Source organism: Nocardiopsis oceanisediminis, assembly GCF_048595525.1.
Lineage (GTDB): Bacteria > Actinomycetota > Actinomycetes > Streptosporangiales > Streptosporangiaceae > Nocardiopsis_A > Nocardiopsis_A oceanisediminis.
Window position 1 is genome coordinate 6,289,287 of sequence record NZ_JAFMZJ010000001.1, and the last position, 12,964, is coordinate 6,302,250.

At 74.6% G+C, this 12,964-nt stretch carries 11 protein-coding genes; 4 read left to right on the forward strand and 7 right to left on the reverse strand.

Annotated features, from left to right (window positions below; genetic code table 11):
* The first annotated feature begins 61 nt into the window (after positions 1 to 61).
* Positions 62 to 868 (forward strand): purine-nucleoside phosphorylase, encoded by an 807-nt coding sequence (locus J0910_RS27370; RefSeq protein WP_420161413.1) that lies wholly within the window; start codon positions 62 to 64, stop codon positions 866 to 868.
* A gap of 445 nt (positions 869 to 1,313) precedes the next feature.
* On the opposite strand, the gene J0910_RS27375 is transcribed toward J0910_RS27370, so the two are convergent.
* From J0910_RS27375 to J0910_RS27395, 5 genes are all read right to left on the reverse strand, one after another.
* Positions 1,314 to 1,895, reverse strand: a complete 582-nt coding sequence (locus tag J0910_RS27375; protein ID WP_420161414.1) for a PH domain-containing protein — start codon at positions 1,893 to 1,895, stop codon at positions 1,314 to 1,316.
* A 17-nt stretch (positions 1,896 to 1,912) separates the two neighbouring features.
* Positions 1,913 to 3,022 carry an adenosine deaminase gene (locus J0910_RS27380; protein ID WP_420161415.1) on the reverse strand — a complete coding sequence of 370 codons (1,110 nt, stop codon included), beginning with the start codon at positions 3,020 to 3,022 and terminating at the stop codon, positions 1,913 to 1,915.
* Positions 3,023 to 3,058: 36 nt separating this feature from the next.
* Positions 3,059 to 4,300, reverse strand: a complete 1,242-nt coding sequence (locus J0910_RS27385; RefSeq protein WP_420161416.1) for an amidohydrolase — start codon at positions 4,298 to 4,300, stop codon at positions 3,059 to 3,061.
* Positions 4,287 to 5,510 (reverse strand): glutamate--cysteine ligase, encoded by a 1,224-nt coding sequence (locus J0910_RS27390; RefSeq protein ID WP_420161417.1) that lies wholly within the window; start codon positions 5,508 to 5,510, stop codon positions 4,287 to 4,289. Before J0910_RS27390 ends, J0910_RS27385 begins: the two co-directional genes overlap by 14 nt.
* 349 nt (positions 5,511 to 5,859) lie before the next feature.
* Complete coding sequence (locus J0910_RS27395; RefSeq protein ID WP_420161418.1) at positions 5,860 to 7,050, reverse strand: YihY/virulence factor BrkB family protein; 1,191 nt, start codon at positions 7,048 to 7,050, stop codon at positions 5,860 to 5,862.
* A gap of 413 nt (positions 7,051 to 7,463) precedes the next feature.
* Here J0910_RS27395 and J0910_RS27400 point away from each other — a divergent pair, with 413 nt between their 5' ends.
* From J0910_RS27400 to J0910_RS27410, 3 genes are all read left to right on the forward strand, one after another.
* Positions 7,464 to 8,576, forward strand: a complete 1,113-nt coding sequence (locus J0910_RS27400) for a GHMP family kinase ATP-binding protein (RefSeq protein WP_420161419.1) — start codon at positions 7,464 to 7,466, stop codon at positions 8,574 to 8,576.
* Positions 8,577 to 8,663: 87 nt separating this feature from the next.
* Positions 8,664 to 9,077, forward strand: coding sequence for a spore-associated protein A (locus J0910_RS27405; RefSeq protein WP_420161420.1), 414 nt, complete (start codon positions 8,664 to 8,666; stop codon positions 9,075 to 9,077).
* A 214-nt stretch (positions 9,078 to 9,291) separates the two neighbouring features.
* Positions 9,292 to 10,524: an LCP family protein gene (locus J0910_RS27410; protein WP_420161421.1), complete on the forward strand. Its 1,233-nt coding sequence runs from the start codon at positions 9,292 to 9,294 to the stop codon at positions 10,522 to 10,524.
* A 587-nt stretch (positions 10,525 to 11,111) separates the two neighbouring features.
* Here J0910_RS27410 and J0910_RS27415 read toward each other — a convergent pair.
* Together J0910_RS27415 and J0910_RS27420 are read right to left on the reverse strand one after the other, a co-directional pair.
* Complete coding sequence (locus J0910_RS27415; RefSeq protein ID WP_420161422.1) at positions 11,112 to 12,329, reverse strand: NADP-dependent isocitrate dehydrogenase; 1,218 nt, start codon at positions 12,327 to 12,329, stop codon at positions 11,112 to 11,114.
* Positions 12,330 to 12,437: 108 nt separating this feature from the next.
* Entirely contained in the window at positions 12,438 to 12,860 is a 423-nt protein-coding gene (locus tag J0910_RS27420) for a DUF3017 domain-containing protein (protein ID WP_420162104.1), read from the reverse strand.
* Positions 12,861 to 12,964: the final 104 nt, after the last annotated feature.

Sequence of the window (12,964 nt, forward strand, 5' to 3'; positions counted from 1 at the left end):
ACCGGGCGGCCACTCACGGGTAACCTCCCGAGATGTGAGCGAATCCACGCACGATCGCCCCGTGGCCACCACCACCGCCGCCGCCAAGGAGCGGGCTTCGGCGGCCGCCGAGGAGCTGACCGCGCGCACCGGCGCGGACTCCTTCGACGCCGCGGTCGTGCTCGGGTCCGGCTGGGGCGTCCTGGCCGACCGGCTGGGCACGGCCGACACCGAGGTCGACGCCGGCGAGCTGCCGGGCTTCACCGCGCCGAGCGCCCCGGAGCACTCCTCCCTGGTGCGCAGCGTCTGGGTGGGGTCCAAGCGGGTCGCCCTGTTCGGCGGGCGGGTGCACCTGTTCGAGACCCGCGACCCGCTGCTGGCCGTGCACGCGGTGCGCACCGCGATCGCGGCCGGCGCGCGCGCCGTCGTCCTCACCGGCTCGGCCGGGTCGCTGCGCACCGACTTCGCGGTGGGCCAGCCGATCCTCGTCCGCGACCACGTCAATCTGACCGGCTCCTCGCCCCTGGTCGGGCCGGACTTCGTCGACCTCACCCGGGCCTACTCGGCGCGGCTGCGCGGCCTGGCCCGCGAGGTGGACCCGTCGCTGGCCGAGGGGGTCTACGCCGAGATCGCCGGGCCGCAGCTGGCCACCCCGGCGGAGCTGGCCATGATCCGCGCCTCCGGAGCCGACCTGGTGGGCCACTCGCTGGCGCTGGAGACCATCGCCGCGGTGGAGATGGGCGCCGAGGTGCTGGCGCTGGCGTCGGTGAGCAACGACGCGGTCGCCTCGGTGGTGGAGCCGTTCGACCTGGACCGGGCGACCGAGGCCGCACGGCACTCCGCGGACCGGACCGCGGCCCTGCTGCACGAGGTGCTGATGCGCTCCTGACCCCCCGCAGCACCGAGATCACCAGGAGGGGCGGGCGGGTCCGGGACGGAGAAAAGCCTCCGGGAGGAGGGCCGCCGCTCCCCTCCGCGCGAGAGAGCGGCGTCCCTCCTCCCGGAGGGGCGCGGTGGAGGCCCGGCCGACCCGGGGCCCGGCACTGCGTGGCGAGCAGCATCCCGAGGCCGAGGGATGACCGTACCGGCCGTCCCGGGGCGGCGGAGGAGGCCTCCGCGCGAGCACGCGGCCCGAGGGCTCGGGGACCGATCCCAGATGTCCCCGACCCGGCACGGGTGGCGATCCGCACCGGCCGCGCATCCGCTATTCAGTTGGATCCGCACTGCCCGCGGAGGGGGAGCGGGTCCGGTGATCCGCGCGAGCACCGGAACCGCCGTCCTCCTTAGGCATGCCTTACCTAATCAGTACTGCGGCGCGTAGTCAAGCCCTTCGTTCAGAAGAGCACCAGGACCACCAGGAGCAGCGCCACCGGACCGGCCAGCGCGCCCACCGCGTCCGGCGACCAGACCGGCCCCACCGGGGCCTCCCCGGCCCCCGCCGACGGGCGGGCCTTCTGCCGCTCGGCCAGCTCGCGCAGGCGGAGCGCGTGCAGCTCCACCGGGCGCATGGTGCGCGGGTCGCCGTCGCCGATCGGATCGCCGTCGGCCAGCCCGCCGGCCCGGCGCAGGTTCTCCCGGACCTTGGCCCGCCTGGTCTCGCGCAGCGCCCAGGAGCGCACCACCGTCTCCCCCGCGTGCACCCGGAGCACGTCGGTCACGTCCGACCAGGTGAACGCGGACCAGGGGACGAAGGTCTCGCGGAGCGGGTTGACCACGCGCACCCCCTCCTCCGAGGGCGCCACCCGGGGGCGCAGCCAGAGCACGTAGACGCCGCCGACCGTGATCAGCAGGACCGCAGCGGCGATCAGCGAGGAGGAGTCCCTGCCGCGTACCGCCAGGTCGAGCAGGAGCAGTCCGGCGAGGACGATCCAGGCCCAGGAGAGCAGGCGCGGCACCGGCGCGGTGAAGGGTTTCATGGCACTCCGTCTCGTCCCTACCTCACCGCCCCGCCGGCCGCCCACTTGAGTTCGGCGAACCCGGGTTTGATCCGGCCGTTGATCAGCGCCAGCCGCTCATCGAACGGCAGGAAGGCCGATTTCATCGCATTGACGGTGAACCACTGCAGATCATCCCAGTCATACCCGAACGCCGACACCAGTCGGGCGAACTCCTCGGACAGCCCGGTCCGGCTCTGCAGCCGGTTGTCGGTGTTGACGGTGACCCGGAAGCGCAGCCGGCGGAGCAGGCCGATCGGGTGCTCGGCGATGGAGGCCGCCGCCCCGGTCTGCACGTTGGAGCTGGGGCACATCTCCAGCGGGACGCGCTTGTCCCGGACGTAGGAGGCGAGCCGCCCGAGCCGGTGGCCGCCGTCCGGGTCCGGCTCGATGTCGTCGGCGATGCGCACCCCGTGGCCGAGCCGGTCGGCCCCGCACCACTGCAGCGCCTCCCAGATGGACGGCAGCCCGAACGCCTCGCCGGCGTGGATGGTGAAGTGCGCGTTCTCCCGGCGCAGGAACTCGAAGGCGTCCAGGTGCCGGGTGGGCGGGTGGCCCGCCTCGGCGCCGGCGATGTCGAAGCCGACCACGCCCGAGGTGCGGTAGCGGACCGCCAGCTCGGCGATCTCCCGGGAGCGGGCGGCGTGCCGCATCGCGGTGAGCAGGCAGCCCACCCGGATGTCCCGGCCGCGCCCGCGCGCCCGCCGGGCGCCCTCCTCGAAGCCCTCCAGGACCGCCTGCACCACCTGGTCCAGGCCGAGGCCGCCGTCCAGGTGCTGCTCCGGGGCGAACCGCACCTCCGCGTAGACCACCCCGTCGGCGGCCAGGTCCTCGGCGCACTCGGCGGCCACCCGCAGCAGCGCGCCCCGGGTCTGCATCACCCCGACGGTGTGCGCGAACGTCTCCAGGTAGCGCTCGAGCGAACCGGAGCCGGCGGCGGAGGCGAACCAGTCGGCGAGCGCCTCCGGCTCGGTCTCCGGCAGCGCGCCGTACCCCGCCTGCTCGGCGAGTTCCACGACGGTGCGCGGACGCAGCCCGCCGTCCAGGTGGTCATGGAGCAGGACCTTGGGGGCCCTGCGGATGCGGTCCAGGGTCGGCTCGTGGCTCATGCCGCCCAGCATGCCAGCGGGGCGGCCCGGACGCGGCTACATCAGCGCGGCGTCGGCCACCTCGTCCCGGCCGCCCGGCCGCTCGCACTCCCACAGCGCGGTGAGCGCCGCGGCCGCCATCAGGTGCACGCCGACGCCGATCGCCCGCTCGTCCACGTCGAAGGTGCCGCGGTGCAGGTCGAGCATGGGCGAGGTGGCGTCGACCGGGTGGGTGCCCAGCCGGGCCAGCGCGCCGGGGACGTGCTCCAGGTACCAGGCGAAGTCCTCGCCGCCCAGGCTCTGCGGGGTGGACTCCACCGCCTCCGGGCCCAGCGCCTGCCCGGCGGCGTCGCGCAGCATCCGGACGCTGACCGCCTCGTTGACGGTGGGCGGCACGCCGCGCCGGTAGTCCATCTCCACCGTCGCCCGGTACGGCGCCACCACGCTGTCCAGCAGCTCCTTGAGGATGTCCGGGGCGGCGTGCCAGGCGTCGTCGTCCAGGCAGCGCACGGTGCCCTCGGCGACCCCGTCGTCCGGGACGGCGTTGGGCGCCGACCCGGCGCTCACCCGCCCCCACACCAGGCTGAAGCCGGCCCGGGGGTCCACCCGCCGGGAGAGCGCCGCGGGCAGCTCGGTGACCACCTTGGCCAGCGCGTAGACCAGGTCGGCGGTGAGGTGCGGGCGGGCGGTGTGCCCGCCCGGCCCGGAGAGCCGCACCGCGATCCGGTCGCAGGCCGCGGTGATCGGCCCGGTGCGCAGCCCCACCTGGCCGCAGAGCAGCCGCGGGTCGCAGTGGAGGGCGAAGATCCGGTCCACCCCGTCCAGGCCGCCGGCGTCGATCACCGCGCGGGCGCCGCCGGGCAGCTCCTCGGCGGGCTGGAAGAGCAGCCGCACCCGGCCCGGCAGCGCGCCGGCGCGGGCCTGCTGGGCGAGGAACAGGCCCGCGCCCAGCAGCGCCGTGGTGTGCACGTCGTGCCCGCAGGCGTGCGCCGCGCCGGGGACGGTGGACCGGTAGGGCACGTCCTTCTCGTCGGTGAGCGGCAGCGCGTCGATGTCGCCGCGCAGCGCGACGGTGGGCCCCTCTCCGGAGCCCACGTCGCAGATGATGCCGGTGCCGTCGGGCAGCCTCCGGGGCGCCAGTCCGGCGGCGCGCAGCCGCTCCTCCACGCGCTGGGTGGTCCGCGTCTCGGCGAACGCCAGCTCGGGGTGCATGTGCAGGTCCCGGCGGAAATCGATGAGACCGCGTTCATTGCGCGCGAGAAACGCGGTCAGCTGATCCCGCAGATCACGTCCCTGCATGCGTTGTCCCCCTGTTCATCGGCGTTGGCGGTGCGGCGGCGGTCCCGCCGCCGACCCGGTCTGCTCCGGCGGCCGGTCCGCCGATCCCCTCGCGGAACTCCGCGATCAGGGCGTCCACGACGTCGTCGAGCGTGCCGCCGTCGCGCACGATGGCGCGCTGGCGCTCGTAGGAGGCGCCCTTGTCCAGCACCTCGGAGACCACGTCCAGATCGTCGGCGCAGCCCAGTCGGGCGGCCACCGGTTCGAGCTCGCGCACGAGCTCGTAGAGGTCGTCCCGGAGCGGGACGGTGGACCCGCGCTCATCGGTGATGATCCGGGCGTCGAGGCCGTAGCGGGTGGCCCGCCACTTGTTGTCCTCGGTCACCCAGGAGGGCCGGCACGGCAGCCGGTAGCCCCGGTCCAGCAGGTTGTCGAAGTGGGTGACCAGGCTCTGGGTGAGGGCCGCGGCCATCCCCACCTCGCGCAGCGTGGGGATCCCGTCGAACATCCGGATCTCCACGGTGCCCAGGTCCGGGTGGGGGCGCACGTCCCACCAGACCTCCTTGATGCCGGCGATGGTGCCGGCGCGCAGCAGCGTCGCCATGTAGTCCTCGAAGGCCGCCCAGTCCGGCAGCACCGGCGGCGGGCCGGAGGTGGGCAGCGCCCCGAAGACGATCGACCTGCTGGAGGCCAGGCCGGTGTCGTGGCCGTTCCAGAACGGGCTGGAGGCGGTCAGCGCGAGGAAGTGCGGCAGGTGCCCGGCGAGCGCGTTGACGATCGGCACCGCCTTCTCCGCGGAGCCCACGCCCACGTGCACGTGGACGCCGAAGGTGAGGATCCTCCGGGCCAGCCACTGCATCTGGTCCACCAGCTCGCCGTAGCGCTGCACCGGCGACATCGCCTGGTCCCGCCAGTCGTCCAGCGGGTGGGTCCCGGAGCAGATGGCGGCGGTGCCGCGCGGCTCCAGCACGCCCTGCAGCCGGCGCACGCTCCCAGCGAGGTCCTCCCGGGCCTCCTGCACGGTCTCGCAGACGCCGGTGACCACCTCGACGGTGCACTGCATGAGCTCGTGGCGGAGCGGCGGGGCCGACGGCGCCTCGCTCAGTTCGGGCAGTTCGGCGAGTACCTGCTCCGCCTCCTGGCGCAAGTGGCGGCTTTCCACGTCGACGAGCTGGAGTTCCCACTCGACGCCGAGGGTGGTGCGGTCAGAGGCGTTGAATTCGATTCCCACGATCGTCCTCCGCACGGTTGTCCGGCCGGCGCGCACGCCGTTAGAGGCACCATAAGCGAGAGGGACCGGCATACCGCCAGTGCTCCTCATCGCTTTCAACTCCTCAGGACACGGGACCGCGGAGGAAGACCGAACGCCTTGGATTGAAGACGGCCCGCCGCGCTTCGAGGATTACAGATTCACCCCGGCCCCGCGGCGGATTACGGCGATCGCGGCCCGCCCGGTTCCCGATCCGTTCACCCCGGGCCGCTGGACGGCACGGATCTGCTGCCGGCGCCGCTTTCCTCACGCTATACGATTCGGCCCTGTTCGGTGGCGAAGTGACCGATACGTGATCTGCGGAACAGCGTCATTTCCGGCGCCGGTACCGCAGCCACCAGGCCGCGCAGGCGGCGCCGAGCGCCGTCGCCGCGGCCGCCGGCGCGACACGCCGGAGCAGCCCGCCCCGGGCCCGGGGCCGCGCCCCCCGGTGCCGGGCCGGCGCCTTCCGGCCCGCCCCGGAATCCGGCCGCTCCGCCCCGGACCGCTCCGGCGGAGCCGGCTCCGGAGCGCCCACCAGCGCCAGCCCGGACCCGGCCGGCGCCCGCCCGACCGGCAGGTCCACCGGGACCGCCCCCTGGTAGGGCGGCGGCACCGGCAGCCAGGTCGCGGTCCAGGCCGCCGCGAACACCACCATGCGCAGCACGATGTTGAGCCAGACCAGCAGCCCGACCAGCACCGCGAAGGAGGCGTAGACGGGGTTGGTCAGGGTGCCGCCGATGAGCAGCGCGCCGACCGCCTTGAGCACCTCGAAGCCGACCGCGGCGAGCAGCGCCCCGCGCCACAGCAGCCGCCAGGGGCGGCGGGTGCCGGACAGCCGGGAGAACAGCACCAGGAAGATGAGCAGATCGGCACCGATCGCGATGGCGAGCCCGAGCAGCCGGGTGGCCGCCGCGGCGGTGAACGAGCCGTCCAGCCCCACCCAGCCCAGCAGCCAGCCGGTGGCGGCCTGGGCGACGCCGGTCAGCGCCACCGAGGCGAGCAGCGCCGCGCCCAGCACCGCCGTGACCGCCAGGTCGATCGCCTTGGCCACCAGGAAGTTCGGCCCGTCGGAGACGCTCTTGAGCCAGATGGTGTGCAGCGCCTCGCGCAGCGCCCCGACCGCGCCCAGCCCGGTGTAGGCCAGCCCGATCAGGCCGATCGCCCCGGCGCCGGTGCGGGCCTGGGCGATCTGCTCGATCGGCAGCTGCCGGGAGAGCCCGGGCAGCTGCTCGTCGATCGCGGTCTCCAGGTAGGAGCGCGCGTTGGGGTCCACCTCGACCGCGTAGCCGACCACCGCGAAGGCCAGCGCGATCAGCGGGAAGAAGGAGAGGAAGGCGAAGTAGGTGACCGAGGCGGCGAGCTGGTTCCCCTGCCGGTCGGCGTAGCGCTCGTAGGCCCGCACCAGGTGGTCGAACCAGGGCCTGCCCCGGCGCAGCGCCCAGTAGGTCTCCATGGCCCGCTGCCGGTAGTGCCGCACGCGGTCCCGCAGCCCGCCCGTCTCAGCGCCGACCTCCCCCACCTCCCCCGGTTCCCTGGAGCGAGCGTAGCGACGCCCCCTCCCGGGAGGAACCCCGACACTCCCGGGCGTGTCGCCCCAGGGGGCACCGGAGCGCCCCCGCCCCGCCCCTCCGGGAGTCCGCTCTCCCCCGGCACCGGAGCACGCCCCGGCCCACTGCGGCGCCCGCAGGAGCCGCGCCCGGGGGACCGGCGCACCGGCCGCCCCGCCCCCGGGGAGGCACCGGACGCTTCCGCCCGGTCCTCCGGGGGTGCTCCGCTCTTCCCGCCCCCTCCCCGGGGCCGGTCTCCTCGCAGGTCGCGGCCGGTCGTGCCGGGGGCGGGGCGGACGGGGCCGGGCGGCGCCCGCGGCGGGCGGCCGGCGCGGTTCCGGGGAGGCCCCCGGGCCCAATCGGGAGGAAGCCCTAGAATCGGGCCGTGCCGCAGCTCAGAGCCCGATCGAAGCCGACCTCTCCGCCCTCGGGGACGGAGCCGGAGGCGTACGCGGCGGAGATCGCCGCGGCCTTCACCCGGATCCACGGGCACGGCCCGGAGGGCATCTGGTGGGCCCCCGGGCGGGCCGGGCTGCTGGGCGACCTGTTCGGCTGCCCCCCCGGACCGGTGCTCCTCTCCGCGCTGCCCTGGGGGGTGGCGGCCGCCGTCTCCCGCACCCGGGACGGGTCGGTCGAGGCGCGCACCGCCGACGGGCGCCGCTCCCGCCGCCTGGCCCGGCGGGCCGCGGCCGCGCTGCGCGCCGCCGCCGGCGCCGGCCTGGCCGAGCCCTCCGACGGGGTGCGGGTGCTGGCCGGCTCCACGCTGCCCGCCGGCGCCGGGCTCGGCGCCGGCCCCGCCCTGGAGTGCGCGGTGCTGCTCGCCCTGGCCGAGACCGCCGGCTCCGGCTCCGACCGGAAGGCCCTGGCCCGCGCCGCCCCCGCCTCGGCCGAGTACGGCGCCGCGCTGCGCTGCGCCCCCGGCTCGGTGCTCTCCATCGACCTGGGCGGCGGCCGCGGCCGCACGCTGCCCTTCGACACCGCCGCGTCCGGGCTGGTCCCGCTGGTGATCGGCGCGGGCGGGACCGGGCCCCGGCGGGCCCGGCGCACCGCCCGGCGCCGGCTGGCCGAGTGCCGCCGGGCCGCCGCCCGGCTGGGCGTGGAGGACCTGCGCGCGATCGAGGACCTCCCCGGCGCCCTGCGCGAGCTGCGCGACCCCGCGCTGCGCGGCCGGGTGCGGCACGTGGCGACCGAGGCCAACCGGGTGCACGCCGGGGCCGGACTGCTGCGGGCCGGGGTCCCCGCGGAGCTCGGCGCGGTGCTGACCGCCTCGCACCTGTCCATGCAGGGGCCGTTCGCGGCGACCTCCGCGGAGGTGGACCTTTCGGTGCAAAGGGCCGTAGGCTCGGGCGCGCGGGGCGCCCGTACCGCGGGCGACCGGATCGGCGGCGCCGTGGTCGCGCTGGTCGCCGAGGACCGCACCGAGCGGGTCCGCGCCGCCCTCCCCGGGGCCTGGGTGCGGACCGCCCCTCCGTCGGACGGAGCCCGCCGGCTGCGCTGAGCCCGCCCGCGCCCGGGTCTCCGAGCCCCCCGCTCCGGAGCCCCCGCCCTGCCACCGAACCCCCTGGACCCCCTGGAGCCCCCTCAGATGCCCCTTCCGCACCGGTCCCGAGCGGCCGCGGCCACCGCCGCCGCGGTGTTCCTCACCGCCCTGGGCTCCGCCGCGCCCGCCTCCGCCGCCGGGTACAACGGCGTCTGCGGCTCCGGCTACAAGGCGGTCAACTCGGCCGACCTGCCGGGCGGCGCGGGCACGGTCCACCTCGCCTACAACGGCTCCACCGGGAAGAACTGCGCGGTGACCATCCGCGCCTCGAAGGGCGCCGCGGCCCCGATGGACGTGCAGCTGGCGCTCGCCTCCGACCCGGACTCCGCGGTTCTGGACGGCGGCGAATTCACCTCCTACGCGGGACCGGTCTACCTGAAGGCCCAGGGCGCCTGCGTGACCTGGAGCGGAATCATCGGGGACCAGGCCGCCGGCAAGGCCGGGACCAACTGCGGATGACGCCGGCGGGCCTTTCCCGGCCCGCCCCCTCCGCCTCCCCGCCCCCTTTCCCCGCGCCTTTCCGGGCGTCCGGTTCCGGTGGCGGATCGGGGCCGGCGGCAGCCGGAAAAGGTCCGAAGAACGGAGGAATCGAACCCGAATACCATGAGCCGAGTCGGATCGGGTGTACAGAGGCATCCGGCCGATCCTGCGAACGGGATGGACGAGCAGAACAATGGCGCACGGGCCGAACGACGCCGAGCGCACCGGAGTCTTCCGGCGCGGTGACGACGGCGGGTACGACGAGATCGAGAAGCTGTACCGGCCGCCGACCAGGCGCACCCCCTCCGGCTCCGGTGGCGGCGGAGAGGGCCGGCGGAAGCACGGGAGCGGCGGGCGGGGCCCCGAGCGCTCCACCGCCGCGGGCGGCCGCGGGGGCCGCTCCGGCGGGCACGGCCCCGGCCGGGTCTACGACGGATCGGGGCGGCAGCGGCGGGAGAAGGAGCGCCGCCGCCGGGTCTGGCGGAACGGCGCCGTGGCGGCCCTGGTCGTGCTGCTGCTCGTGGTGGTCGTGTTCCCGGTGGGCATGTACATCTGGGCCGACGGCCGGCTGGACCGGGTCGAGGCGCTGCCCGACTACGAGGGCCGCCCCGAGGAGCAGCCCGGCACCACCTTCATGATCGTCGGCTCCGACAGCCGCGAGGGCCTCAGCGACGGCGACATGCAGGACCTGCGCACCGGCCGCGCCGAGGGCAAGCGCACCGACACGATCATGGTCCTCTACGTGCCCGAGGACGGGAAGCCGACCATCCTCAGCGTGCCCCGCGACTCCTACGTGAACATCCCCGAGATCGGCGAGAACAAGATCAACGCGGCCTTCGCCGAGGACCTCGGCGGCGGCCCGTCCACCCTGGTGCAGACGTTCGAGCAGGCCTCCGGGGTGCACATCGACCACTACGTGGAGATCGGCTTCGCCGGCTTCGTGGACATCGTGGACGCCGTCGGCGGGGTGGAGATGTGCCCCGAGGAGCCGATGGAGGACCCCAAGGCCGGACTGGACATCGAGGCCGGCTGCCAGGAGATGGACGGCTCCACCGCGCTGGGCTACGTGCGCACCCGCGCCTCGGCCCGCGCCGACCTGGACCGGATCCAGCGCCAGCGGGAGTTCTTCAGCGCGCTGATCGGCAAGGCCACCGACACCTCCACGCTGATCAACCCGTTCCGGTCGGTCCCGCTGGTCTCCGAGGGCACCGAGACCTTCGACGTGGACCGGGACGACCACCTGATGGACCTGGCGCGGATGGCGCTGGCCATGCGGGACAAGCCCACCACCTCGTCGATCCCGGTCGGCTCCACCCCGACGCTGGCGGTCGGCTCGGTGGTGCTGTGGGACGAGGAGGCCTCCGGCCGGATGTTCTCCGCCATGCAGAGCGGCGAGGAGATCCCCGAGGACGTGCTCCGGGACTGAGGCCCGCCCGCGCCGTGCCGCGGCCGGGGCGCACCGGGGAAGAACGAGGGGCCCGGCGCTCGATGAGCGCCGGGCCCCTCTCTGTGACGTTCCGCACCGCGCGCGCCTACCCCCCAGCGGGCGCGCGGCCGGCACGTCGTCTTCGGGAGACCGGATCCGGTCTCGACCTCGACTCTGTCGAGGCTAGTGGAGCGGGACTCAACGCCCCCTCCAGACAGGTACAACTCTAGGCAATGTTCGCAAACTACGCGAACGATCAGCGTGTGGCGTTCACCCCACCACGAGCGGGAACTCCGGTGCGGTCACGCTCCGTCCCCACGTGGAACATCATTGCACCCGGGCGGCCCCCCGCGGGCGGAAACCGCGGAACCCGCCCCGGGCGGCGCGGAGCGCGAGGAGCGCGGCGGCCTCCCCCGGCGCCGGCGGCCCTCCGGCGGCCCGCGCCGGGGCGGGGAGGCCCGCCGGGCGCGCGCGGCGGGAGCGCGGCCGGAGGCCGGGCGCGCAAGCGGAAGGGGCCGCCCCGCCGCGAGCGGCGGGGCGGCCCCTGTCGTGCCCTCCGGCCGGGCCCCGGGCCCGGCCGCGCCGGATCAGGCCAGGCGCTTCTGCAGGTTCTCGTCGAGCGCGGCAAGGAACTGCTCGGTGGTGAGCCACTCCTGGTCGCCGCCGACCAGCAGCGCCAGGTCCTTGGTCATCTGGCCGCCCTCGACCGTCTTGACGACGACGTCCTCGAGGGTGGAGGCGAACTCGGTGACCTTGGGGGTGCCGTCCAGCTTGCCCCGGTGCTCCAGCCCGCGGGTCCAGGCGAAGATGGAGGCGATCGGGTTGGTGGAGGTCGGCTTGCCCTGCTGGTGCTGGCGGTAGTGCCGGGTGACGGTGCCGTGCGCGGCCTCCGCCTCGACGGTGCGCCCGTCCGCGGTGCGCAGCACCGAGGTCATCAGGCCCAGCGAGCCGAAGCCCTGCGCGACGGTGTCCGACTGCACGTCGCCGTCGTAGTTCTTGCAGGCCCAGACGTAGCCGCCCTCCCACTTGAGCGCGGCGGCGACCATGTCGTCGATCAGCCGGTGCTCGTAGGTGAGGCCGGCCGCGTCGAACCTCTCCTTGAACTCGGTCTCGTAGATCTCCTCGAACACGTCCTTGAACATGCCGTCGTAGGCCTTGAGGATCGTGTTCTTGGTGGAGAGGTAGACCGGGTAGTTCCGGTCCAGGCCGTAGTTGAGGCTGGCCCGCGCGAAGTCCTCGATGGACTTGCGGAAGTTGTACATCCCCATGGCGACGCCGCCGCCCTCGGGGAAGTTCGCGACGTCCAGCTCGACCGGCTCGCTGCCGTCGGCCGGGGTGTAGGTGATGGTGACGCTGCCCGGGCCGGGGACCTTGAAGTCGCTGGCCTTGTACTGGTCGCCGTGGGCGTGGCGGCCGATGATGATCGGCTTGGTCCAGCCCGGCACCAGCCGCGGCACGTTCTGGCAGATGATCGGCTCGCGGAAGACCACGCCGCCGAGGATGTTGCGGATGGTGCCGTTGGGCGAGCGCCACATCTTCTTCAGGCCGAACTCCTCGACCCGCGCCTCGTCCGGCGTGATGGTGGCGCACTTGACGCCGACGCCGTGCTCCTTGATGGCGTTGGCCGCGTCGACGGTGATCTGGTCGTCGGTGCGGTCCCGCTCCTCGACGCCCAGGTCGTAGTACTTCAGGTCGACGTCGAGGTAGGGGAGGATCAGGCGGTCCTTGATGAAGGACCAGATGATCCGGGTCATCTCGTCGCCGTCGAGCTCGACTACGGGGTTCTCGACCTTGATCTTGGCCATGGCTGTGTGGCTGTCCCTTCGTTTCGGCGCGGCGTCGTGTGGCTGGATACCTGCCGAGTTCTGTTCAGTATCTCGATATCAAGCTTATTAGACGCCACCGGCCTCTGTTCAAGAGGTCAGCTGCGGGGCCACCCAGGCGAGCACGATCAGCAGGACGGCCAGGCCGACGGCGGTGGCGATGTCCAGCCAGCGGCCGCGCACCGCCAGCATGCCGATCCGCTCCTCGGGCAGCAGGATGCGGAAGGTCGCGGCCAGCAGCAGGGCCCCGGCGATGATGGCCGGCCCGCGCTTGAAGTAGGCGGCGGCGACCACCACGATGCCCGCGGCCATCGTCGCCAGCACGAGGAAGTAGGGGATCTGCGCGAGCCAGCCGGGCGCCTCGGGGCCGGGCTCCGCTCCGGGACCGGGGCCGGCCCCCTCCGCCTCGGCCTCGGGCTCCGGCAGGGCCCCCTCCGTGGTGCCGCTCTCCTCCGCCTCGCGGCCGGCGTCCCCGCCGGGAGCGTCGTCTCCGGGTGCGACCGTCGCCTCCACCGCTTTTCGGCTCACCGTAAACCTCACGCTCTCGTGCACGAATCTCGGGATCGTCGAGCGGGACCGGGCCCGGTGTGGCGCGGTCCGGCCACCACCCGGAGCAC